This is a genomic window from Paenibacillus lacisediminis (assembly GCF_046567315.2).
On record NZ_JBKIAX020000004.1, the window covers coordinates 63,386 to 85,489 of the forward strand.

Genomic DNA, 22,104 nt, shown 5'->3' on the forward strand with positions numbered 1-22,104 from the left:
TTCGCCGACGATGCCTTAAGACCGGGCAGCCCAACCCTGCCGGTGGGCATAGATGGCCAATTGCGTGCGGTCGTCCAGCTCACATTTCATCAGCAGATTGCTGACATGCGTTTTGACGGTTTTGATGCTGATATGCAGCTCTTCGGCGATATCCTTGTTGGATTTGCCTTCGGCAATGAGCAGCAGCACTTCCTTCTCCCGCTCGGTAAGTCCGGAATCGTCCCCCTGCACGGTTCGCTGTCGCAACCCGCGCGTCAGCGCCTGGGCCACGTCTCCGGTCATGACCGGCATCCCGCGGTAAGCTCCTTGCAGCGCATAGATGAGTTCCTCGGCCGAAACCGTTTTTAAAACATAGCTAACCGCCCCGGCCTCGACCGCCTGGACAACAAGCTCATCCTCCAAAAAGCTGGTCAGGATGACGATTTTGATTTCCGGATAGTGGCTAAGCACCGCTTTGGTCGCCTCCGCTCCGTTCATGACCGGCATCATTAAATCCATCAGAATGATATCCGGCAGACCGCCGGGGATGCCTTGCTCCAGCAGTTCGACGACCGCTTCACCGTCCCCCGCTTCGGCAACCACCTCAAAACCCGGGTCCAGCATCAAATATGTTTTCAGCCCCATCCGCACCATATCATGATCATCGACGATCATGACCCTGATTTTGCTGCTCATTCGCGGCTCCCCCCTCTACTATCCTCAAATTTCGGGATATGTACCCGAATGGTCGTGCCCGCTCCCGGCTTGCTGATCACCTCAACATGACCGCCAAGCTTTTCGGCCCGCTCCTTCATCGTCGTCAGCCCATAAGAGCCTTGCTTCTGGGAGGTGCCGCTGAAGCCCTGACCGTCATCGCTAATGCTGAGCACCACCTGGCGCGGTCCTTCGCGGAGCGAGAGGCTGACCAAATGGGCCCCGGCGTGCTTGACAATGTTGGCCATGGCCTCCTGAATGATCAGGAACAGCTGATGCTCTTTCGCTTCCGACAACTCTCCCGTCAGATCCATGTCCTTGATTCCTTTCAGGCCGTTTTGCCTGCAATAATCCGGAAACCACTGATCCAGCGCTTCCGCCAGCGATTTGCCGACCAGTTCCATCGGCCGAAGCTGGGCGATCAGCGCCCGCATTTGCTTTTGCGCCGTGTTCGACATCTGGATGAGCTGTTCCAGCACCGTGTGAGCTCCGGCCGCATTGTTCTCCAGCACTTTAGGCAGCGAAGAGGCGGCCATGTGGATCGCGAACAGCTGCTGACTCACCGTGTCGTGCAAATCACGGGCCATGCGCCTTCTTTCTTCCAATACCGCTTTTTCAGCCGCCTGCTCCTTTTCGATGACTTCCTGTTCCCCAAGCTGCTGCAGCAGCTGCATTTTCGTTTCCATGGAATCGAGCATATCGTTGAATTCCTGATAAACGCCCGCAAACGTCTGGTCCGCGGTTTCGGGCATCCGAACCGATAAATTGCCTTTGGCCACCTGCAGCATGTTTAAATGAAGCAGGTCGATTTTGCCCTGAATCCGCCGGCCGGCGATATATCCGATGATCAGCGTAAACACCAAAATTCCGGCGATGTCGTAAATCCACACACGGGGGTCGCCCACATGAATCACTCCGGTTTTGGAGCCGATATACAGAGCTGCTGCCGTCAACCCTCCCGTAAGCAGAAAATAACACAGCAGCTCCCATTTCGTATTTTTTAAGATACGCTGTACGATCATCCGCCTAACCTACCATATTCACTTTAACGTCGCCGATAAAAACGCTGACGACCAGCTTGATTTTTTTGCTCGCTTCCCGGTAATACGGAGATTCAGCGGAAACGCTGGTCATAAATCCGCCCTGTTTCTGCTTGAGCACCTTCAGATCGCCGATAAAGGCGCTGGAGGTGGCCATGATGCCGATATCCATATCCTCCGGAATAAACACCTTGACGTCACCGATAAAAGACGAAACATTGATTTTCGTTTCCCCGTACGGAATTTGCGCCTTCGTCAAATCGATGATCGTATCCCCGATAAAATGCGAGATATTCGTTGGCCTCAGCTGAAAATAATCCTGCCCCAAATGCACATCGCCGATAAATCCCGATTTATTGACTACTTCTCCCTTGGCGCTGTCCATGTCATAGTAATGGTCGTATTTCGGACGTTCCTGTTTGGGCTGCTCCTGCCCTGGCTTCGCTTCCTTCTCCGCCTCTTTCTTCTCCAGCGAACCGAAAATCGAATCCAGCGGCGACTCCATTTCCGGATGAAATGCCGGAGGCGATGGCGGATCCATCGGTGCCGGCGGCGGGGGCGGCGGAAATTCCTCATGACGACGGCGGTGCGGATGACGCGGAAATTCCTCTTCACGGCGCCGGCGGTGTGGATGCCGCGGTCTGAAAATGAGGCAAATCCCGCCGATAATCAGCGCGAACGGGAAGAAGTACTTAAAGAAGTCCCCCGGATCGAGCGATATATATCCCAAATTACTGCCAAGAAAATAACCGCCGATCAGCAGTAAAATCAGACTGCCCGCCAGTCCGCCGCCGTGCCGGTTGCCCGATGCCAAGCTTGTCAATCCGGCAAAAATCAGAAACACCGGCCAAAACGTAGAGAACAGATAGCCGATGCTAATATCGGTTATTCCCATTTGGTTGAGCAAAAACAACGCCCCGATACCGATGAGCAACATACCGCCTATCAACCTGCCGAACATATTGTGTCTCATCATGTTTCCCTCCATATCTCAAACAAACTCTGTTAATGCCAGTGTACAACAAGCTGCGGAAGGAGGACAGCGGCGGGAGAAGTAAGCTTCCCTCGGTCTCGAGACCGAGGGAATATCTAAATATTTACAATTGAAAAAGAGCACCCGCTGGGCGCTCTTTGCTTAGTTGCTTAACTATTGTTGTTTTTGAGTACCGCTTACAGGCGTAGTTGCATTACGGGAAGCTTTAGCCTTTTGGGCAACAGTTGCAGTGCTTTCCTCAGCAAATTCTTCGTTAAACTTCTCGTTCGGTGTTTTGTAACCAGGAGAAGCCGCACGTTTTTGATTTTGGCTTTGATTTGGCATGGATTTCACCTCCCTTAACATAACACGGCGGTCTGTCACCGCCAGCTGCGATGCGGTCTCGTGAAGGATGACCACATCGGTTATTATGCGACCGGCGAGGTAAAATATGCGGCCTGGAGCAAATTGTTAATTCATCATTAAATAGCCTTGTCCCACAAATCTTCCGGAATTTCCTTGCTCACTTCCATCGCTTTGCCAAGCTCTTTCAGCATCGCTTCCGTCAGTTTGCCGTTGCCTTCCCGGACGATCTGCACTTCGACTTCCTTCTTGCCCCATTCTTTATATACCTGCTTCGTTGTATCGAAATACAAATCGATTTTTTTTCCTTTGATGGCGGAGCCTTTATCCGCGACGACGCCGTACCCGTAGCCCGGAATATACAAAATGGTGCCGATCGGGAACACCTTCAGATCAGCCGCAATGGTCGATACCGTATCCTTATCCCGTCGTACCTTGACTCCCGAATACGTAATGCCGTACTGCGGGTGGCTTGGCTTTTTACCCGTGGATTCATAGCCTGCTGTATATCCGGTAGCCAGAACTTTGATTGTTTTAACGGTCTTTTTCTTGGGTTCGGGCTTCGCTTCGGTTTTTTGCATGTTTAATGTATTTCGGTTGTGAAAAGCCTGGTTTTGCAAATTAGCGGGTGTCCGGAAAAATCTAGCTTCCAGCCATCGCGCATCATTCCGGTGTTGATATACCGCCTGATTGAGCCCGGTAATCCCCCGCGGCGAAACATCCGCGGCGAGCGTAACGGTCAACAGCACCCCTAGCATCAAGCACTTGCCGATATGTTGCCAGATATTAAATTGGCGCATGAGAAAACCTCCCCCTTAGTCGAAGGTTTTCCACATGCGCCTCAATTTATACGTGAGCGGCTTTTGATCACGACGTAAATTCATGAAGTTTATTCGGCATCGAATCTTGAATTCAGCCGGGCCTTCCGTTGCTCACGTAGGATCCACCTACGCTCCGCTACTCAGGCCCTGGCTTCATCCAACCTTCTCGGTGCTGAAAAGCCGCCCTCTATTATATCGTATGGTTGCGGATTTCGTTCTGCAGTTCGGCGATTACTTCATCAAGAGCTTTGGCGCCCAGGTCGCCTTCGCCGCGTTTACGCACCGATACGGTGCCGCCGCTCTGCTCGTTTTCACCGACGATGAACATGTACGGCAGCTTCTCGAGCTGGGCCTCGCGGATTTTGTACCCTAGCTTCTCGTTGCGCAGGTCGCTTTCCGCCCGGATGCCGGCGGCGCGCAGCTTGTCTTCCACTTGGCGGGCGTACGCGTCAAAGTTACCGGATACCGGAATGACTTTCGCCTGCACCGGCGACAGCCACAGCGGCAGGTTACCGGCAAAGTTCTCAAGCAGGAAGGCCGTAAACCGTTCCATCGTACTGATAATACCGCGGTGAATAACGACCGGGCGGTGTTTTTGCCCGTCATCGCCGACATACTCGAGCTCAAAACGCTGCGGCAGCAGGAAGTCAAGCTGACAAGTCGACAGCGTTTCTTCCTTGCCCAACGCCGTCTTGATCTGCACATCCAGCTTCGGTCCATAGAACGCCGCTTCGCCTTCGGCTTCAAAGAAAGGAAGCCCCAGCGATTCCACAACCTCGCGCAGCATACGTTGGGACATTTCCCACATCTCGTCGTCCGGGAAGTATTTCTCGGTGTCGGCCGGATCCCGATAAGACAGCCGGAAACGGTATTCCTTGATTCCAAAATCTTCGTAGACTTGTTGGATCAAATGAATAACTCGCGCAAATTCGTCTTTGATCTGGTCGGGACGACAGAAGATATGCGAATCGTTCAGCGTCATAGCCCGAACGCGATGCAACCCGGTCAGCGCGCCCGACATTTCATAGCGGTGCATCAGGCCCAGCTCGGCGATCCGAATCGGCAAGTCGCGGTAGCTGTGCATTTCGCTTTTATAAACCATCATATGGTGAGGACAGTTCATCGGACGAAGTACGAACTCCTCCGTATCCAATACCATTTTCGGGAACATGTCTTCCTGGTAATGCTCCCAGTGCCCGGAGGTTTTGTACAATTCGACATTACCCATGACCGGAGTATATACGTGCTGGTATCCGAGACGTTCTTCAAGATCGACAATATACCGCTCCAGCGTCCGGCGCAAAGTGGCCCCTTTCGGCAGCCAAATCGGCAACCCCTGGCCAACCAGATTGTTGAATGTAAAGATGTTCAGCTCTTTGCCTAGCTTGCGGTGATCTCTTTTTTTGGCTTCTTCCAGGAAATGCAGATGCTCTTCGAGCTCCGCTTTTTTCATGAACGCGGTACCGTAAATGCGCTGCAGCATTTTGTTGTTGCTGTTGCCACGCCAGTAGGCCCCGGCAACGCTCAGCAGCTTAAACACTTTGATTTTCCCCGTCGAAGGCACGTGCGGCCCCCGGCACAGGTCGAAAAACTCACCCTGATCATAAATCGAGATGACGCTGTCTTCCGCTAAATCGCGAATCAGTTCCAGCTTGTACGGATCGCCCAGTTCGGTGAAAATCGCCAACGCTTCTTCGCGGCTGACTTCGCGCCGGGAAATCGGCAGGTTTTCACCGATGATGCGCTCCATCTCTTTTTCGATTTTCTGCAAATCCTCCGGATTCAGCGGATGCTCTAAATCCATATCGTAATAGAAACCGTCCTCAATGACTGGACCGACCCCGAGCTTCACCTCTTTGCTGCCGAACAGCCGTTTTACCGCTTGTGCCATCAAATGCGCGGTGCTGTGTCGCATAATCTCCAGACCTTCTTTGGAGTCCCCTGTGATGATTTCCACCTTGGCTCCATCAATCAGCTTGGCACTCAGGTCGACCGCCACGCCGTTTAATTTCCCGGCCAGTGCATTTTTGCGCAGCCCGCTGCTGATCGAAGCAGCCACATCCTCCAAACTGCTTCCTTCCGCGTACTCCCGGACCGACCCGTCCGGCAAAGAAATGGATACTGCCATGTTCGTTTCCTCCCTATTTCGAAAATAGTTTAAAGGTCTTCCGGAAACGGACAAATCAAAAAACGCCCGTCCCGGTAAAGGGACGAGCGTTATACCCGTGGTTCCACCCTCATTCGGCTTATTCCGCAGCATCAGCCCGCGGCGATAAGCCCTTAATTCGGCATTGGGTAACGGCAATGAACCGGCATTCCTTAGTACCGAAAATCCCCTTTCGGGTTCGGGAACGCAGCTATAAAGGGGTAAACCAAAACCGAAACCGGAGGGACTTCCAGCCCGCGTTCCCTCTCTCTGCACCGTCAGGCATCTTGGTTCATGTCTTTGTCAACGCTTTTAAACCTGAAAGTAATTATAATGCTATCGCCGCCGGCTCGTCAAGATTTTACCGGGTACCCCTTTAAATGCGAGTTCAAAAAGTCAGATTTTCAGCACCGAGAAGGTTGGATGAAGCCAGGGACTGAGTAGCGGAGCGTACGTTTTGGGTACGTGAGCAACGGAAGGCCCGGCTGAATTCAAGATTCGATGTCGATTAAGCTTCTTGTCCTGCTTCGTGATCAAAAGATGACTACCTCTATTTTAAGTGCCTTGGTCTAGGCGGCGGACCTCACGGTGAAACATCTTGCACTGCGGACAGAGAAGGCAAATTTCCACGCGTTCGCCAAAAATTTTAGACAAGGTTTCAATCACCTGGGCTCCGGGATCCTGCGTATGAATCAGAATGCGGTCCGGGGAAAGCGAAATCAGCGTGCTGACGATAACGTCCTCCATTTCCATTTCCTGATCGGCGATTCGGGCGATGACTCCGCCGGAGGACGGAAGTTGAATCGGCGAAAATTGCTCGTTTAAAATCGCGAATTCATGTCCTTGTTTATGCATCAAATGAACCAGCGGCGTCAGCGGTTCCTGAAAATAAACAAAATACTGCAGCAAACTAATAAATTCCTCGTATTGCTTATCAAGCAAATACTCATCGACCGCCAATTCGGTGGCTTCCCGCAGACTGGCCTCGTACTCCTTCAGCCGGAAGGCGGCAAATCCGTCAAGGTGCAGATGTTTTTCGCTTTGCAGATATTGCCGCAGCGCATCGTAAACCATCTGAACCCGCCTTTCCGTAGAGCAGGTCTTTGCTCCGTCTTTGGGCTGCTCCAACAGTTCGCGGCAGATGTCTTTCACGATCTCCATTTCTTCGCGTGAAGTCCACTCATATTCCCGGTTTAAAATCCGCCCGAGAAGTTCGTCCTCTTTCACATACACGACATATTTGGCTAATCCCAGCGATAAAAGGTCGATCAGTCGTTCCGGTTTGTTTTCTCCCGCCGCTCCCGGCAGGTTGACTACAGCCTCCAACGTTCCGCCCGAAACCACGCTCAGCGTGAGCACGGCCTTCGGGGAATGCAGACTGCTTACGGCATCATGCAAGTAACCGGCGAACCGGTTTTGCGTTTCGGCCTCATCGGCTTTGACCCGTATCGTAAAAAAATCCATGAACCTGTCCCCCTTCCGCTTCCTTCTCCAAGTATATGGCGGGAAGGAAACGGATATACGGAATAGGTTCATGGAATGAAAGGCAGTTTTGCCAGCTGTCTTCCAGCTTAAGCGGATTAATTTTGCATAATAAAATCGCGTTCGATCGCGGCTTCTCCGTCAAACATCCGCAAAATTTCGTATTTCGTATTGCGCTGCGCAGGAATTTTTCCGGCCTCGCGGATAATTTGCAATATCGTTCCGATGTTGACTTTGTAGGTTGCGCCTGCGGACGACACAACATTCTCTTCGATCATCGTGCTGCCGAAATCGTTGCAGCCGTATTGCAGCGACAGCTTCCCGACTTCGGGACCCATCGTCACCCAGGAAGACTGCAGGTTTTTGATATTGTCGAGCACGATCCGGCTGATCGCCACCGTTTTCAGGTACGATTCCGGCGTTTGTCTCTCGGCCTTCAAATTCGTGTTGTCCGGCTGGAACGTCCATGGAATGAATGCCAGGAAGCCTTCCGACGGGTAGCCGTTTTGAATGCACTCGTCCTGCGCCTCGCGCACGCGCAGCAGGTGAAGCGCCCGCTCCTCCATCGATTCGCCGAACCCGATAACCATCGTCGCGGTCGTGTTCATGCCGATTTTATGCGCCGTCTGCATAACGTCCATCCAGTCTCTCCAGGAGCCTTTCAGCCGGCTGATTTTGCGGCGGGTCCGGTCGTCCAAAATTTCCGCGCCGCCGCCGGGCAGCGAATCGAGGCCCGCAGCATGAATCTCGCGGATCACCTGTTCGAGCGACAGGCCGTCCGACACTTCTTTCATTTTCATGATCTCCGCCGGGGAGAAGGAATGCATCGTGATGTTCGGAAACCGCTGCTTGATCCCTTTCAGCAGGTCCGTATAATAGCTGAACGGCAGATTCGGGTTCGTTCCGCCTTGCATCAGGATTTCCGTGCCGCCGACATCGATTGTTTCCTGGATTTTTTGAAAGATCACTTCATCCGGCAGAACATATCCTTCCTCCGAGCCCGGACGGCGGTAAAACGCGCAAAAACGGCAGTACACGTCGCAAATATTCGTGTAGTTGACGTTCCGCCCGATGACGAAGGTGGTCACCGGTTCGGGGTGCTTCCGCTCCATTAGAATGTTGGCCGTGTGCCCCATTTTTTCCACTTCATCGGATTCGAACAGACGGATCGTGTCTTCCAAATCCAGCCGTCCGCCCTGAAGCGCCTTGTTTAATATATCGTCGATCGCAGTCATGCCACTGCCTCCCTGCAATTAAAAATAAGATAAATAAAATCGTGAAAAATTAAACATTATGGATTAATCGTAACATAATCATGGGCAGAAAAACAGCATCGTTATTGAGCGAGTGCCTGGTCGGAGGAATGATGGGGAAGAAGGATGGCCTTGTGGGATCAAGAATAAATCAACTGCAAATCAAATGCAAAAGTGCATTTGAAAAAGGCTAAAATCGGTAAATTTGCCCAATGAGATGTAAAAGTGCAGTTGAAAATCAACCTTGGAAGCGATTGGGTCCGATATGACGGAAATCGCCTGCACATTTGCATTTGAACCACCTGTTTCGAGGAATTTCGACGAAAACCGCATGCACTTTTGCATTCCGTGGGATCCCTGCCCGGATTTCTATGGAACGCCCCCGGCCAGGATGACCGGGGGCGGCAAATGAATCAGCTGCGCTGAAGGGCGCGGCCTAAGTCGGCGATCAGGTCGCCGATATCTTCGAGCCCGACGGAATACCGCAGCAGGCCGTCGGTAATCCCGCGCTCGCTGCGCACTTCCTGCGGCATCGAGGCGTGGGACATCATCGCTGGATACGATAGAATGCTCTCGACGGCGCCGAGGCTGACGGCGACAATCGGCAGCTTCACTTCGCTCAGCAGCCGTTTCGCCCGCTCGCCGGAGCCGACGTCAAACGAGACGACTGCGCCATAGCCGGCCGACTGCTTCTCCTGGATCTCCCGGCCGGGGTGATCCGGCAGGCCGGGATAAAAGACAGCATCGATATCGCTGCGTTTGCTCAGCCAATCGGCCAGCTTCCGGGCGCTGATTTCGCTGTGGGCCATGCGGGCGCCAAGCGTTTTCATCCCTCGCATCAGCAGCCAGGAATCCGACGCTCCGAGCACGGTGCCCATGCCGTTTTGCAGGAATTTGAGGCGCTGTCCCAGCTCCTCGGTGCGGGCCACCGCCAAACCGGCCAGCACGTCGCTGTGGCCGCCCAGAAACTTGGTCGCGCTGTGCAGCACGATATCGGTTCCCAGCTCAATCGGCCGCTGGTAATACGGGGTCATAAACGTGTTGTCGACAATGCTGATCAAATCATGCTCACGGGCCCAGGCGGAAATTTCCGCGATATCAGTGATTTTCAGCGTAGGGTTCGACGGCGTTTCCATATATACTGCTTTGGTGTTGGGCTTCAAGGCCGACTTCACCTCATCCGGCCGGGTCATGTCAACGAAGGTCGTTTCGATGTTCATCCGGCTCAAAATGTTCGACAGCAGCCGGTATGTACCACCGTACACATCTTCCGTCACAATGATATGATCGCCGGCGGACAGCAGCATAAACGTCGTGGAAATCGCCGCCATCCCGCTGGAGAAGGCAAAGCCTCGAACGCCGCCCTCCAGCAGTGCGATATAATCCTCAAGCGCCTGCCGCGTCGGGTTGCCCGACCGGCTGTAGTCATGCTGCGGAGGATTAAAAATATCATGATGGTGAAACGTCGAAGCCTGATAAATCGGCACGCTGGATGCACCCGTCGTGCTGTCGACCTCGCTGCCGAAATGGATCAGCTTCGTGTCGAACTTTTTCTCCAAATGCCCGGTTTGAGCCGCTGCTTCGTTATGCTCCTGATTACTCATGTTTTTGTCCCCCTTCGACTTCGATCCGCGCCGCTTCCAGCGCCTGTCCCAAGTCGGCGATCAAATCGTCCGCGTGTTCAATGCCTACCGAGAACCGTAGCAGACGGTCGTCCACACCCACCGCTTCGCGGATTTCAGCGGGAATGTCGGCATGGGTCTGCACGGCGGGATAGGTCATCAGTGATTCAACGCCGCCGAGGCTTTCCGCAAAGGCGATCAGCCGCAGGTTGCGAAGCACCGGCTCCACATAGCGGGCGTCCGTCACTTTAAAGGAGAATATCCCTGTATTTCCGCTGGATTGCTTGTTCTGAATTTCGTATCCCGGATGATCCTCCAGCCCCGGATAAAACACTTCAGCCACCTGCGGATGGCTTTGCAGGTATTTGGCGATCGCCAGCGCGTTGCTTTCATGGCGTTCCATACGCAGGGCCAGCGTCTTCATGCCGCGCATCAGCTGATAGGAATCGGACGGGCTCAGCACCGCGCCGATGGAATTGTGCAGAAATCCTACTTCCTCGGACAGCGCTTTGCCCTTGGTGACGATCAGCCCCGCCAGCACATCGTTGTGCCCGCCCAAATATTTGGTCGCGCTGTGCACCACGATGTCCGCTCCAAGCTCCAGTGGCCGCTGAAAATACGGCGTAAGCAGCGTATTATCCACGATCGTCAGCAAGCCGTGCGTACGCGCCCATTTGGCGACAGTCTCGATGTCGGTCACCATCATCAGCGGGTTGGTCGGCGTTTCGATAAACACCGCTTTGGTGTTCGGCTTACGAACGCTTTCCAGCGCGTCCAGGTCGTTCGTGTCCACATACGAAGCCGTTACGCCGTATTTGGACATGATCCGTTCCAACAGACGGTAAGTTCCGCCGTACAAGTCGAGCGATACGATCAGATGATCGCCCTGGGCGAACAGGGTGAATATCGTTTGCAGGGCCGCCATGCCGGAGCTACAGGCAAACCCCGCATCTCCCGCTTCCAAAACGGCCGCCGCGTCTTCCAACACTTTGCGGGTCGGGCTTTTTGTCCGGGCATAATCGAAACCTGTGCTTTGACCGAGCCGTGGATGCCGAAAAGCCGTTGCCTGATAAATCGGGTAATTCACTGCCCCGGTCACCGGCTCCTCCACGGAACCGATTTGCGCCAAAACGCTTTCGATGCGCCACTCTTGATTTTTGTTCTCTCCCACCTGTTATCCCTCCACTTCAGATCTCATACATAATTTCTGCCGCTTGATCGATATCATACGGTGTTTCTTGATACACATAGTAGTTCAGCCAATTGGAAAATAATAAGTTTGCATGGGCGCGCCAGGACGAAACCGGCGAACGGGAAGGATCGTCTTTCGGGAAATAATTGACCGGCAGATCGACCTCCATTCCTTTGGCTACGTCTCGTTCATACTCCCATTTGAGCGAATCGGGATCGTATTCCGAATGTCCGGTCACGAAAATCTGTTTGCCGTCCAGGGTAGCCACCAGGTAGATTCCGGCTTCTTCGGATTCGGCCAAAATTTGCAGCTCGGGCACCCGTTCGATGTCGGCACGCTCCACATCCGTATGACGTGAATGTGGGACCAGGAACATTTCGTCGAAGCCGCGCAGCAGTTTGACGTGCGGATCGCTGACCGTATGGGAGAACACGCCAAAGCATTTTTTCGGCAGCGGGATTTTCCGTACTCCGTAATGATAGTAAAGACCGGCTTGGGAAGCCCAACAAATGTGCATGGTGGAAGTGACGTGGGTTTTGCTCCATTCAAAAATTTCCTTGAGCTCTTCCCAGTAATTCACATCTTCGAATTCCAGCTGCTCCACCGGAGCGCCCGTAACGATCATGCCGTCGAACCGGCGGTATTTGATTTCGTCGAACGTCTTGTAAAACATCTCCAAATGCTCGGCCGAAGTATTTTTGGAGGTGTGGGAGCTCGGGTGGAGCAAGACGAATTCGACCTGCAGCGGCGTATTGCCCAGCAAACGCAAAATTTGCGTTTCGGTCGTTTCCTTGGTCGGCATCAGGTTCAGGATTGCGATCCTTAAGGGGCGGATGTCCTGATGATAGGCCCGGCTTTCGTCCATCACGAAAATATTTTCGTGGGTCAGCACTTCTTTGGCCGGCAGATGATCCGGTACTTTAATCGGCATAGGGGTTCACTCCTTTAAAAGTTAGTCGGAAATCATATCGATTCGAAAGCCGGCGATAACAAGAAAGACCTCTCTCCTCGGGAGAAAGGTCATTACGTTCCAGTATGCGCCTCTCTCATCTCTCAGAATCCGCCAAACAATCACTTGCCGGGCGATTCTGCAAGAATTAGCACCGCTGCGATCAAAGATCGCCGGTTGCCGGGTTTCATCGGGCTAGTCCCTCCACCTGCTCTTGATAAGATTTCGCTGTATTTAATTGGTTGTTTGGAGCGTTCCTTCATGAAGCGTTGCTCCTTGAAATCACTTTAATGTAAATGATGTCTTCCGTCAAGAACTTAGGAGAAAAATCACACCGTTTTTTCATGTACGGCTTTCATCACGCAGCATAATATACTTTTGGGTTGAAACATTTCCGATCGCGGCGTTATACTAGACAAGTGCTTAGAGGCCGTTCGGTCTTGAAGCGCACTGAATGTTTCAATTCTGAAAGTTGCGAGGTGAAACCGAGAATGGAAGGCGACCCGAGTCCGCAGAGGACAACCCAGAAATTTCAATTGCATAGGAAACCGATCAGCTGGGTGCTCAAGGACCGAGATGGGCACTTCCGTTTTCCGGTGTTTGGTTAAACGCCTCTTTCGGTGTGGCCGAATGCAGCGGTCTCTTTCCTATGCTCCAACCAAGAGCAAACCCTGGATTTATGCCCAGGGGAAAGGGAGTGAAGGCATATGAAAATCCGTCATGTTAAAGAAGGCGTATTTACTGCTGTAGAAGACGTTGAACTGACGACAACCCCACCGGAGGAAGGCTTCTATTGGATCGATGCGGACGTGGACGATCTGGCGCTGCTGCAGCCGCTGTTTTCGTTGCACGATTTGGCTGTGGAGGACTGCTTGACCGAGGAGGAGCAGCGTCCGAAAATCGAGACATACGACAACCATTACTTTATTGTAGTGAACAGCATCCGTTATGATGACGAAGAGATTTTTCTGCGGGCGCTGAACATCTTTTTGGGACGCCATTACATCATTACCGTGACCAAGCAGAAAATCAACGAGCTGCGGGCGGTCAAGCCGATTTTATGGGAACAGGAAGTCAGCGAACCCGACCGTTTCCTGTATCTGCTCATCGACCTTGTGGTGGACAATTATTTCGTTGTCGGCGACCGGATCGAAGTTAAGATCGAAAAGCTCGAGGAAGATATCCTCATGCATACGAAACGTTCGCACCTGAATGAAATCATCGGGCTGCGAAGCGAAATTTTGTGGCTCAAAAAGGTGCTTGGCCCGCAAAAAGAAGTCATCAATATTTTAAATAAAAAAGATCTGCGGCTGATCGATGATCAACTGCAAAAATATTTCAGCGACATTTATGAAAACGCCGTGAAGATATCCGAAAACTTCGATACCTTCCGCGAGCTGGTCGGCAACTTGCGCGAGGCCTACCAGTCCGCCATCGCCAACCGGGCCAACGAAATCATGCGCGTCTTTACCGCGATTACGACGATTTTTATTCCGCTGACGCTGATCACCGGCATCTACGGAATGAACTTCGACAACATGCCGGAGATCCATTCGCAATACGGCTATTTTATCGTTTTGGGCATTATGCTCGTGCTTGGTTTGGGCATGTTTTATATTTTCCGGAAGCGGGATTGGATTTAGGGGCAGACGGGTGAAATGTTCTTACGATCGCTGTTGTTCCCGGATTTCTATGATTGTATAAATTCAAATTTTGTAGAAATCCGGTCGCAAAGGCGACCAAGCATATGCTTCCGATGTAGCTTTCTTAAAGAAAGCTTTGAGTTTCTTCAGAATCATTTCCCCCTCTTGCCCTACTACTGCTATATAATTTTTTTCAACCTATAGACAATAATTAAGCGGCAAAGGACTTCACCGCTTTTTTTGGAGAGTGACTCCGACCCGGCTATGCAGCCGAGTCGGAGCTTTTTGTTTAGCTAATCAGTCACCCCGCGTGGCGGGCGCTTTCGTGGTGGCGGCGGTAACGGAGGCGGATCAGGCGCAGCCGTTCGTAGAGCAAATCGAGATTGGCTCCTTCAGGTGTTTCGGCGCCATAAACCTTCTGGAGCACTGGCTTAAGAAAAGCGTCGCCCAGTTCCTCGTACGCCTGCCAGACCGCGATTTGCTCCTCTTCGGGCATCTCCTGCAGTTCGGCATCCACCAGGGAATCGGTATCATACCCTTCCTTTTCCAACGATTCAAGCAGTTCCAGCGCCTCCCTCCGCTCGATGCCGGCCCGGGAGCACATGTCGCTTAGGCTTGAACCAGTAGCCAGCGACTCAAGCAACGAGCGCCGAACGCTGAATTTCTCCATCTCCGCGCGAAACTTGACTTCCTTCTGCTTGTAAAGCCAGGACCGGAACGTCTCATCGTCGATCTCCCGCTCCACCCAATCCAGCGGAAAATCACGGGTTCGCTCCGCTTTCTCCGTAATTTCCAGCACTTCGGCGCTAAACTCGGCGGCTTTGTTCTCGCCTACGCCCGGAAGCTGCAGCAGTTCCTCGGCCGTATGCGGCAAAAATGTGCTGATCATGCGGAGCAGCCGATTGCTCGCGATGAGATATGGCGCTTTCCGATCGGCAGCGGCCTTCTTTCTGCGCCATACGCAAAGCTCGTTATACAATGGTTCGTTTGCGTTCAGCTCGCTGTAGCAAATCAATTTCTGAGCCGCCATTCCCCGCCCTCTCAGCCGCTCTTTTTCATCCCAGATTCCCTCCATGACGGGGCGAAACCCCTCCCCCAGCTTGACCGCCAGGCGATGCCGGTAAACGTGAAGCATTTCCGACCAGGAAGCCCCCTCGTACCATAAATGCTCCTTCTCCCCGTCCGCGGTCAATTCGTTCCAGCCCATCCGCCATTGCCCTTCCTCTTCGCCGATCCAAACCTGGGCTTCGGTCATCAACGCGCCATTTCTTTTCTTCTCCAAACTGTTTAAAAATACGATCCGCATAAGCTTTCTCCTCCTTTAACTTCAGCTACGCAGAGGAATCCGCCTGTTTATGGCAGAACGCAAAAAAGCACCCCTCCTGCGGTCATCGCAAGAGAGGTGCTTCCTCCAGACGTATACTGTTATTCCTAATCATACCATGTTTAGCAAGACTGTCAATAGATAACGCTGTCAATAAGATTATTCCTTTTTCCAACGGTCCGGCTTTTCCTGTATAATTAACCAAAAAGACATGTAACCACACCCACAGGAGGCATAAATGATGAGCCAACCGAACCCGCATAAAGATTTGGACTTTCTCTCCGACAGCACCGAGGATACCTCGACCCGTTTCGTCACGTTTATCGGGAGCTCGCTGCGTCGGTTCGATCTCGCCGTCACAACAACGAACCGCTTTTACGGCAAAAAGCTGGTCACGGATTTGCAATCCGGCAAAACCGCCATCTTAGGCACGGATGATTTGGATGAGGAAGGCTACCTTGAACACGTCTACGGCCTGGACGAAGAAGAAGCCGAAGAAATGCGCACGTTTCTGTATCAGGTGGTTGGCGACGCTTATTTCACGGACTGATGCCGCAAAAGTTTCGTCTTTTCAAAAGTCAAACAATTCTTAACTTAACGAATTAACCAAATTCCGGTCAGACGGGACAGCAGAACCACGGCTTCCTGCCGCTTTATAGTCTGGTCCGACCGGAAATGTCCGTTGGAAGTAAATTGCATAAAATTTCAAATTTATGTTACCGAAAATTCACCTTTAGTAACGGACACCAGTGACCTTATCCGCCCATTTCCCCGGTATTTCCCAGCCTAACGGACACCAACAACCCTATTTCGCTCTATACCAGTTCATCCAGGCCGATTTGAAGTAAATAAGTGCATCTGTGTCCGTTACATTTTTCAAACCTCCGTTTTTCCTCAGATAACGGCTCTGGTGTCCCTTAGCGCCCTGCTTCCTCTGCTCCTCCCTCGGAATTTTATACTTTCTGATATGTCAAAAAGCCATCCCGTTACGGGATGGCTTGCAAGCGTTTCTCTTCGATTCTAACCAATCATTTTCAACAAAGAGGTAAACCGGTATTTTTCAAATAAGTCCGCTGCCGAGTCAGGGTTCACCGTCCACAAGCATTCTTCCAGCGAGCATTCGACCGGAACCTCGATATTGATGCGGGCGAGCGTTCTGGACAGGTGGAGGTTGTCCAAATCCGACTCGATTTTGGCTTTAACGCTCTTCGGCAAATGCTCCAAATTGTCCAAAATCCCATCGATGGATTCGTATTCGGCCAGCAATTTTAACGCCGTCTTTTCACCGATCCCCTTCACTCCGGGATAGTTGTCGCTGGTGTCGCCGGTAAGACCCTTCATCTCGATCACCTGGAACGGCTGAATTCCCTTGTCCTCTTTTAAGAAATCCAAGTCGTACACCGCGTAATTGGACCGGCCCTTTTTCATGATCACGACATGAATGCGTTCCGACACCAACTGCAGCATATCCTGGTCCCCGGTAAGAATATAAACATGGCCGAGCTGGCTCAGCCGGTTGGAAACCGTGCCGATGCAGTCATCCGCTTCGTATCCTTCGAGTCCGATATTGGGGATGTCGAGCGCCGCTACGATGTCTTTGACCAAAGAAAACTGCGGCACCAGGTCTTCCGGAGCCTCGGGACGATTCGCTTTATAATCCGAGTGAAGCTCATTGCGGAACGTTTTGCTGCCCATATCCCAGCAGCATAGGACGTGTGTTGGGTTAAACGTATTTACCGCGTCAAACAGATATTGCAGGAATCCGTAAATCGCATTGGTCGGGGTACCGTCCGCCAGACGTCTGGCACTGTAGGACTGAGCAAAGTAGGCTCTGAAAAGCAAGGCCATTCCGTCAACCACAAGAATTTTATGTTCGCTCATGAAAAATATAAACCGCCTTCCTCAAAAGCATGGAGCTATTTGCCCCATACTTGCTCGTATTGTTCTTCCTTGTACCCGACCGTGACCGTTTTTCCGTCAGTGACGATCGGCCGCTTAATCAGCATGCCGTTCGAAGACAGCAGCGTTATCTGCTCTTCCCTGGACATGCCGGACAACTTGTCCTTAAGTCCCAATTCTTTATAAACCTCGCCGCTCGTATTAAAAAACTTCTTCAATTCCAGGCCGCTCCGCTCCACCAACGCGGACAGCTCGGTTTCGCTTGGCGGGTTCTCCTTGATGTGCCGCAAGTCAAGCTCGTGGCCTTTGGACTCCAGCGATTTAATCGCTTTGCGACATGTGCCGCATGGCGGATATTGATAAACCAATAATTTGCTCATGATAAATTTCCCCTTCCGTTACGCAAAAGATCGTACAGCGCCTGCATATCCGCAGGCAGCGGCAACGTGAAATGGACCGGCTCGCCCGTCAGCGGATGGATAAAGCCAAGTTCCGAGGCGTGCAGCGCTTGCCTGCCGATCGCCTCATCCCACCGCAGCACCGCCTCGCGCTCCTCCGGCCCAAGGCGGTCTAACCCGGGCATCCGGTAAAACTTGTCGCCGATCAGCGGATGGCCGAGCGAGGTCATATGGACGCGGATTTGATGCGTTCTCCCCGTTCCGAGCCGAAGCTCCACGAGAGAGCCAGTCTCCCGGCCATCAAGCACCTTGTAAAAGGTTTGCGCCGGATAACCGCTCTCCGTAACGATCCGCCGGTGCGGCTCGTCCGGATCGCGGTCGATCGGCCCGTCGATCATCCCCTCCGGTTCCGCCGGACAGCCGTGCACAAGCGCAGTGTATTTTTTGATCACTTGCCCGGCGATCAACTGCTCAGAGATATGCTGGTGTACGTAGGCGTTTTTGGCGATCGCTAGGAGTCCGCTCGTTTCCTGATCCAGCCGGTGCACCGGGCGGAACCGGAACTTTTCGCCTTTTTCCTGCCAGTAATGCACAACGCCGTTGGCCAGCGTTCCAGTATAATGGCCATGAGTCGGGTGCACGATCACGCCGGCCCCCTTGTTCACGACCAGCAGCGCCTCATCTTCATAAACGAGATCAAAAGGCAGCGGCTCCGGCAAAATATCCTCCGATATTTCTTTTTCCAGGGTGATAGAAACCGTATCGCCGGCTTTGACCGGCACGCTGATGTAAACTCTTTCGCCGTTAAGCAACACCCCGCGTTCCGTCAGTTTGATTTTGGACAGCAATTTGCGGGATACGCCCAGCCGGCGCTGCAGCACGCTTTTAACCTGCCAGCCGTCCTCACGTTCGGTAACATGGTAGTTGATCGGATCGTAATATTCGGTCATGGCTTGTTGCCGAACACCTTCCTGCCGCGTGCGTATTCGATGTCGGAAACGTGCTGCCGGACATTGGCGGCGCGGGCCGCCGCGAAGTAATAATCGGACAACCGGTTTAAGTAGGTTAGCACATGCGGATTCACTTCCGTATGGCGGCTTAACGTGACCGCCCGGCGTTCCGCGCGGCGGCAGACGGTGCGGCAAACGTGCAAAGCCGAAGCCAGCTCGGTTCCTCCCGGAAGTATAAACTTTTCCAGCGGCGGATTTTCCGCTTCGTACCGGTCGATCCATGTTTCCAACCGCTCTGCCAGCTGTGCCGCCACTTTATATCGTCTTTCGGACAGTTTGACATAGGCCAGATCCGAACCGCAGTCGAACAGTTCCTGCTGAATCTCAAGCAGTTGTTCCCGCAAATCGGAAAACAGCTCCGGTCCGGCCAGGCTCGCTGCCATCCCGACAAAGCTGTTCAGTTCGTCGATCGTTCCGTAAGCTTCAATCCGGTCGTCATCTTTGTCCACCCTGCCCCCGATGACCGAGGTTTGCCCTTGGTCTCCGGTGCGTGTATATATTGGCATAGGTACCCCTCCCATTTCGCTTCGAGCCGCATTTAGGTCTCGCATTTAGATCTCGCATTTAGGCCTCACATTTAGGTCTCGCATTTAGGTCAGCCGTTCTATCGGAACTTGCCATCTTCCATGATACCACAAGAAAAACCGCCGGAGAACGGAGGTCATGCGGGAAGCCCATACTTTAGGCGCGGAAGTCCCTGTTGCCGAAAGCAGCGGTAATTTATGGGCAACCTAGAAAGCGGCGCTAGACAACCGGCTGCTGAAACGACCGAGACCGCCGGCCGGCCTTCAAATAGCGCCATTTTATGTTCTTATTATCCGGGGCCAGGCATGTTCATCACCATTAGCGGCATTTTATGTTCTTATTTTTCCATGAATGGTCCTGATTGCGGGCATTTACTGGCGATTCGAGAAAATAACGGCATAAATGTCCTCTATATCACTCAAATGGACGGACGTCGCTGAAATAACGACATTTTTTGTCCTTATGTTTTTCGCAACAGTTTCTAAGGGCAGCCTGGTTTCCCTCAACGTACATTCTAGGATACCAAACAGCAAAAGAAGGAGATCCCCCGGGATCCCCTTCAAAGCCGCAAGCGGCTAACCGTTATTATTCGTTCTTTTATGGGTTTTCATAAACTCGTTAATTTTCAAATCGAGCAAACTGCTGATTTCGATCACAATATCCGAAGTAAAGGACTTCTCCTGTAAAAAGATCTTCTCCATTTTACTGCGCAGCAGATGAATTTCATCTTCTAACGTTACAGCTTGTGGTGAATTCGGCCGATCTTCTCCGTTCATCCATTGATTCGTATCATTGCCTTCGGCGATTATCATGTTATCGAATGGCAGGTTGTATCCACCACTGCGCAAAAGAAATCCCTCCCTGAAAAACTAAAACCTTCTTCCAAATTCGAATTATATCATGTCCTAATGGCATAGATCAATTAAAAAATGAAAAAAATGTTAATTACACCATTTCTTCAGGGATTTTCTTCTAGCCTTGCTTCAGCCTATGGACGAACTCGCCCATACGATGCAGCGCCTCATTGATTTGGCTGACTCCCGTCGCATAGGAGCAGCGAAGGAAACCTTCGCCTCCGGCCCCAAACACATTCCCTGGAACCGCCGCAACCTTGGCTTCGAGCAGCAGGCGCTGCGCGAATTCGTCCGACGTCAGCCCCGTCGATTCAATGCTCGGGAAGGCATAAAACGCGCCCTGCGGTTCATGGCAGCTCAGACCAATGTCCCGCAGCCCTTGAACGATCAATCGGCGCCGCTGGTTGTAGGATTCGACCATCTGGTCTTTTTCCTCAAGTCCGTTTTGGAGGGCTTCCAACGCCGCAACCTGCCCCATGACGGGGGCGCACATCACCGTGTACTGGTGAATTTTGAGCATGGCGTATATTAAATCCGGATGGCCGCAGGCATATCCCATCCGCCAGCCGGTCATGGCAAACGCCTTGGAAAAACCGTTGACCAGAATAGTCCGATCCTTCATGCCCGGAATCGAAGCGAAGCTGACGTGTTTGGCCCCGTATGTCAGCTCGGAGTAGATCTCATCCGAAATAACGATCAGATCGTGCTCCTCCACCACTTTGGCGATCGGAAGCCAATCCTCGTACGTCATAATCCCGCCCGTCGGATTGCTCGGATAGTTCAAAATCAGCACCTTCGACTTCGGCGTGATTTTGGCCTTCAGATGCTCGGCCTTCAACTTGAAATTGTCGCCCGCGTAGGTTTCGATTTCTATCGGAATACCTCCCCCGATCGTAACGATCGGCGAATAGGAGATATAACAAGGAACCGGCACGAGAATCTCGTCGCCCGGTTCGATCAACGCCCGCAGAGCGAGGTCGATCGCTTCGCTTGCACCTACCGTAACGAGAATTTCATCCTTCGGATTATATTTGACGTCATAACTGGAATATAAATACTCCGCAATCGCTTCTCTGAGCTCAGGCGTGCCGGCGTTGGACGTATAACTCGTATACCCGCGCTCCAGCGAATAGACACAAGCTTCCCGTACATGCCAAGGTGTAATAAAATCCGGCTCGCCCACGCCTAAAGTTATGATATCTTTGCTCCCGCTGGCCAGGTCAAAAAAACGGCGGATGCCGGAGGGCTGAATCTCCTGAACCCGGGGAGCCAAATATGAAGTCATCGTTCGTCCTGCCTGATCTGCTTGCTGTGAATTAACGCTCATAACATTACTTCCTTTACGGAGAAATCATCAAACGGCGGTCTTCTTCCGGATCTTCGAAGATGACGCCGTCTTGTTTGTATTTTTTGAGAATAAAATGGGTTTTGGTTGACAACACCGACTCCAGCGTCGACAACTTTTCCGACACGAAGCTGGCCACCTCTTTCAGATTGCGGCCCTCCACCTCGACCAGCAAATCGTACGCGCCGGACATCAAATAGACGGATTTGACCTGAGGGAACAGATACACCCGCTCCGCGATCGCCTCAAAGCCGCGTCCCCGTTCGGGCGTGATTTGGACTTCAATCAAAGCCGTTACCTTCTCGTCGTCCAGCTTGCTGGAATTGATCACCGTCGCGTATTTGACGATCACATGGTCATCTTCCAGCTCCCTGATCGCTTCAGCCACTTCCTCCACCGGAACCCCGATCAGGGTCGCCAGCAGATTCGCATCACGGCGGGCGTCCTCTTTCAGGAGGTCCAGCACCTTCAGCTTCAATTCGCTTAGTTGTTTCATCCCTCATCCTCCAGCGATGCTTCCGCTTCACCGCATCAATCCAGTGATTCGGAATCTAAATTTAATACTTATATTA

The 22,104-nt window shown here is 52.4% G+C and carries 22 protein-coding genes and 1 riboswitch; of the genes, 3 read left to right on the top strand and 19 right to left on the bottom strand.

Annotation, left to right across the window (positions count from 1 at the left end; all coding sequences use genetic code 11):
* Nucleotides 1-15 precede the first annotated feature (15 nt).
* The 11 genes from ACLD72_RS09095 to metA all read right to left on the bottom strand — a co-directional run bounded on the left by ACLD72_RS09095 (nucleotide 16) and on the right by metA (nucleotide 12,516).
* Nucleotides 16-675: a response regulator gene (locus tag ACLD72_RS09095; protein WP_411000374.1), complete on the bottom strand. Its 660-nt coding sequence runs from the start codon at nucleotides 673-675 to the stop codon at nucleotides 16-18.
* Nucleotides 672-1,715 (bottom strand): histidine kinase, encoded by a 1,044-nt coding sequence (locus ACLD72_RS09100; protein ID WP_411000372.1) that lies wholly within the window; start codon nucleotides 1,713-1,715, stop codon nucleotides 672-674. Before ACLD72_RS09100 ends, ACLD72_RS09095 begins: the two co-directional genes overlap by 4 nt.
* Before the next feature lie 4 nt (nucleotides 1,716-1,719).
* Nucleotides 1,720-2,706 (bottom strand): cell wall-active antibiotics response protein LiaF, encoded by a 987-nt coding sequence (gene liaF / locus ACLD72_RS09105; protein ID WP_411000428.1) that lies wholly within the window; start codon nucleotides 2,704-2,706, stop codon nucleotides 1,720-1,722.
* A gap of 174 nt (nucleotides 2,707-2,880) precedes the next feature.
* Nucleotides 2,881-3,051: a hypothetical protein gene (locus ACLD72_RS09110; RefSeq protein ID WP_178075876.1), complete on the bottom strand. Its 171-nt coding sequence runs from the start codon at nucleotides 3,049-3,051 to the stop codon at nucleotides 2,881-2,883.
* A 137-nt stretch (nucleotides 3,052-3,188) separates the two neighbouring features.
* On the bottom strand, nucleotides 3,189-3,869 hold the full coding sequence (locus tag ACLD72_RS09115) for a 3D domain-containing protein (RefSeq protein ID WP_411000370.1): 681 nt from the start codon (nucleotides 3,867-3,869) through the stop codon (nucleotides 3,189-3,191).
* A gap of 211 nt (nucleotides 3,870-4,080) precedes the next feature.
* On the bottom strand, nucleotides 4,081-6,018 hold the full coding sequence (gene thrS, locus ACLD72_RS09120; protein WP_251594670.1) for a threonine--tRNA ligase: 1,938 nt from the start codon (nucleotides 6,016-6,018) through the stop codon (nucleotides 4,081-4,083).
* Between the two features lie 573 nt (nucleotides 6,019-6,591).
* Entirely contained in the window at nucleotides 6,592-7,500 is a 909-nt protein-coding gene (locus tag ACLD72_RS09125; protein WP_411000368.1) for a putative sporulation protein YtxC, read from the bottom strand.
* Between the two features lie 116 nt (nucleotides 7,501-7,616).
* Nucleotides 7,617-8,753 (bottom strand): cyclic dehypoxanthinyl futalosine synthase, encoded by a 1,137-nt coding sequence (mqnC, locus tag ACLD72_RS09130; RefSeq protein WP_411000366.1) that lies wholly within the window; start codon nucleotides 8,751-8,753, stop codon nucleotides 7,617-7,619.
* Nucleotides 8,754-9,184: 431 nt separating this feature from the next.
* Nucleotides 9,185-10,375 carry a trans-sulfuration enzyme family protein gene (locus ACLD72_RS09135; RefSeq protein ID WP_411000364.1) on the bottom strand — a complete coding sequence of 397 codons (1,191 nt, stop codon included), beginning with the start codon at nucleotides 10,373-10,375 and terminating at the stop codon, nucleotides 9,185-9,187.
* Nucleotides 10,368-11,564: an aminotransferase class I/II-fold pyridoxal phosphate-dependent enzyme gene (locus ACLD72_RS09140; protein ID WP_411000362.1), complete on the bottom strand. Its 1,197-nt coding sequence runs from the start codon at nucleotides 11,562-11,564 to the stop codon at nucleotides 10,368-10,370. The genes ACLD72_RS09135 and ACLD72_RS09140 overlap by 8 nt, the downstream gene beginning before the upstream one ends.
* Before the next feature lie 16 nt (nucleotides 11,565-11,580).
* A complete protein-coding gene (gene metA, locus ACLD72_RS09145; protein ID WP_411000359.1) occupies nucleotides 11,581-12,516 on the bottom strand; it encodes a homoserine O-acetyltransferase MetA in 936 nt (311 codons plus the stop codon).
* 112 nt (nucleotides 12,517-12,628) lie between these two features.
* Nucleotides 12,629-12,758, bottom strand: a riboswitch (SAM riboswitch).
* 483 nt (nucleotides 12,759-13,241) lie between these two features.
* Here metA and corA point away from each other — a divergent pair.
* The gene (corA, locus tag ACLD72_RS09150; RefSeq protein ID WP_251594680.1) at nucleotides 13,242-14,177 is read left to right on the top strand and encodes a magnesium/cobalt transporter CorA; all 936 of its coding nucleotides are present in this window, start codon (nucleotides 13,242-13,244) and stop codon (nucleotides 14,175-14,177) included.
* Between the two features lie 301 nt (nucleotides 14,178-14,478).
* Here corA and ACLD72_RS09155 read toward each other — a convergent pair whose 3' ends face one another.
* On the bottom strand, nucleotides 14,479-15,483 hold the full coding sequence (locus ACLD72_RS09155; protein WP_411000357.1) for an HRDC domain-containing protein: 1,005 nt from the start codon (nucleotides 15,481-15,483) through the stop codon (nucleotides 14,479-14,481).
* Between the two features lie 259 nt (nucleotides 15,484-15,742).
* Here ACLD72_RS09155 and ACLD72_RS09160 point away from each other — a divergent pair, with 259 nt between their 5' ends.
* On the top strand, nucleotides 15,743-16,051 hold the full coding sequence (locus tag ACLD72_RS09160; RefSeq protein WP_458475718.1) for a DUF3055 domain-containing protein: 309 nt from the start codon (nucleotides 15,743-15,745) through the stop codon (nucleotides 16,049-16,051).
* Between the two features lie 470 nt (nucleotides 16,052-16,521).
* Here ACLD72_RS09160 and ACLD72_RS09165 read toward each other — a convergent pair whose 3' ends face one another.
* Genes ACLD72_RS09165 through ACLD72_RS09180 form a run of 4 tightly spaced genes read right to left on the bottom strand, consistent with a single transcriptional unit; the run spans nucleotide 16,522 to nucleotide 19,314 of the window.
* Nucleotides 16,522-17,382 (bottom strand): 5'-3' exonuclease H3TH domain-containing protein, encoded by an 861-nt coding sequence (locus ACLD72_RS09165; protein ID WP_411000353.1) that lies wholly within the window; start codon nucleotides 17,380-17,382, stop codon nucleotides 16,522-16,524.
* A gap of 35 nt (nucleotides 17,383-17,417) precedes the next feature.
* A complete protein-coding gene (locus ACLD72_RS09170; RefSeq protein ID WP_411000351.1) occupies nucleotides 17,418-17,780 on the bottom strand; it encodes an arsenate reductase family protein in 363 nt (120 codons plus the stop codon).
* Nucleotides 17,777-18,748 (bottom strand): RluA family pseudouridine synthase, encoded by a 972-nt coding sequence (locus ACLD72_RS09175; RefSeq protein WP_411000349.1) that lies wholly within the window; start codon nucleotides 18,746-18,748, stop codon nucleotides 17,777-17,779. The genes ACLD72_RS09170 and ACLD72_RS09175 overlap by 4 nt, the downstream gene beginning before the upstream one ends.
* On the bottom strand, nucleotides 18,745-19,314 hold the full coding sequence (locus ACLD72_RS09180; protein WP_411000347.1) for a cob(I)yrinic acid a,c-diamide adenosyltransferase: 570 nt from the start codon (nucleotides 19,312-19,314) through the stop codon (nucleotides 18,745-18,747). Before ACLD72_RS09180 ends, ACLD72_RS09175 begins: the two co-directional genes overlap by 4 nt.
* A gap of 216 nt (nucleotides 19,315-19,530) precedes the next feature.
* Between ACLD72_RS09180 and ACLD72_RS09185 the strand changes: the two genes are divergently transcribed.
* Nucleotides 19,531-19,773, top strand: coding sequence for a hypothetical protein (locus tag ACLD72_RS09185; protein ID WP_411000345.1), 243 nt, complete (start codon nucleotides 19,531-19,533; stop codon nucleotides 19,771-19,773).
* 135 nt (nucleotides 19,774-19,908) lie between these two features.
* On the opposite strand, the gene ACLD72_RS09190 is transcribed toward ACLD72_RS09185, so the two are convergent.
* From ACLD72_RS09190 to ACLD72_RS09200, 3 genes are all read right to left on the bottom strand, one after another.
* Nucleotides 19,909-20,109, bottom strand: coding sequence for an aspartyl-phosphate phosphatase Spo0E family protein (locus ACLD72_RS09190; RefSeq protein WP_251597306.1), 201 nt, complete (start codon nucleotides 20,107-20,109; stop codon nucleotides 19,909-19,911).
* Between the two features lie 196 nt (nucleotides 20,110-20,305).
* Nucleotides 20,306-21,514, bottom strand: a complete 1,209-nt coding sequence (locus ACLD72_RS09195) for an aminotransferase class I/II-fold pyridoxal phosphate-dependent enzyme (RefSeq protein ID WP_411000343.1) — start codon at nucleotides 21,512-21,514, stop codon at nucleotides 20,306-20,308.
* Nucleotides 21,515-21,527: 13 nt separating this feature from the next.
* Nucleotides 21,528-22,028, bottom strand: a complete 501-nt coding sequence (locus tag ACLD72_RS09200) for an Lrp/AsnC family transcriptional regulator (protein ID WP_036624896.1) — start codon at nucleotides 22,026-22,028, stop codon at nucleotides 21,528-21,530.
* Between the last annotated feature and the right edge of the window lie 76 nt (nucleotides 22,029-22,104).

Bases quoted from the DNA above. Each gene is read 5' to 3' on its own strand.
- ACLD72_RS09095 (WP_411000374.1), bottom strand. From the start codon at position 675: ATGAGCAGCAAAATCAGGGTCATGATCGTCGATGATCATGATATGGTG.
- ACLD72_RS09100 (WP_411000372.1), bottom strand. From the start codon at position 1,715: ATGATCGTACAGCGTATCTTAAAAAATACGAAATGGGAGCTGCTGTGT.
- liaF (WP_411000428.1), bottom strand. From the start codon at position 2,706: ATGAGACACAATATGTTCGGCAGGTTGATAGGCGGTATGTTGCTCATC.
- ACLD72_RS09110 (WP_178075876.1), bottom strand. From the start codon at position 3,051: ATGCCAAATCAAAGCCAAAATCAAAAACGTGCGGCTTCTCCTGGTTAC.
- ACLD72_RS09115 (WP_411000370.1), bottom strand. From the start codon at position 3,869: ATGCGCCAATTTAATATCTGGCAACATATCGGCAAGTGCTTGATGCTA.
- thrS (WP_251594670.1), bottom strand. From the start codon at position 6,018: ATGGCAGTATCCATTTCTTTGCCGGACGGGTCGGTCCGGGAGTACGCG.
- ACLD72_RS09125 (WP_411000368.1), bottom strand. From the start codon at position 7,500: ATGGATTTTTTTACGATACGGGTCAAAGCCGATGAGGCCGAAACGCAA.
- mqnC (WP_411000366.1), bottom strand. From the start codon at position 8,753: ATGACTGCGATCGACGATATATTAAACAAGGCGCTTCAGGGCGGACGG.
- ACLD72_RS09135 (WP_411000364.1), bottom strand. From the start codon at position 10,375: ATGAGTAATCAGGAGCATAACGAAGCAGCGGCTCAAACCGGGCATTTG.
- metA (WP_411000359.1), bottom strand. From the start codon at position 12,516: ATGCCGATTAAAGTACCGGATCATCTGCCGGCCAAAGAAGTGCTGACC.
- corA (WP_251594680.1), top strand. From the start codon at position 13,242: ATGAAAATCCGTCATGTTAAAGAAGGCGTATTTACTGCTGTAGAAGAC.
- ACLD72_RS09155 (WP_411000357.1), bottom strand. From the start codon at position 15,483: ATGCGGATCGTATTTTTAAACAGTTTGGAGAAGAAAAGAAATGGCGCG.
- ACLD72_RS09160 (WP_458475718.1), top strand. From the start codon at position 15,743: ATGAGCCAACCGAACCCGCATAAAGATTTGGACTTTCTCTCCGACAGC.
- ACLD72_RS09165 (WP_411000353.1), bottom strand. From the start codon at position 17,382: ATGAGCGAACATAAAATTCTTGTGGTTGACGGAATGGCCTTGCTTTTC.
- ACLD72_RS09170 (WP_411000351.1), bottom strand. From the start codon at position 17,780: ATGAGCAAATTATTGGTTTATCAATATCCGCCATGCGGCACATGTCGC.
- ACLD72_RS09175 (WP_411000349.1), bottom strand. From the start codon at position 18,748: ATGACCGAATATTACGATCCGATCAACTACCATGTTACCGAACGTGAG.
- ACLD72_RS09180 (WP_411000347.1), bottom strand. From the start codon at position 19,314: ATGCCAATATATACACGCACCGGAGACCAAGGGCAAACCTCGGTCATC.
- ACLD72_RS09185 (WP_411000345.1), top strand. From the start codon at position 19,531: ATGGGCAACCTAGAAAGCGGCGCTAGACAACCGGCTGCTGAAACGACC.
- ACLD72_RS09190 (WP_251597306.1), bottom strand. From the start codon at position 20,109: ATGAACGGAGAAGATCGGCCGAATTCACCACAAGCTGTAACGTTAGAA.
- ACLD72_RS09195 (WP_411000343.1), bottom strand. From the start codon at position 21,514: ATGAGCGTTAATTCACAGCAAGCAGATCAGGCAGGACGAACGATGACT.
- ACLD72_RS09200 (WP_036624896.1), bottom strand. From the start codon at position 22,028: ATGAAACAACTAAGCGAATTGAAGCTGAAGGTGCTGGACCTCCTGAAA.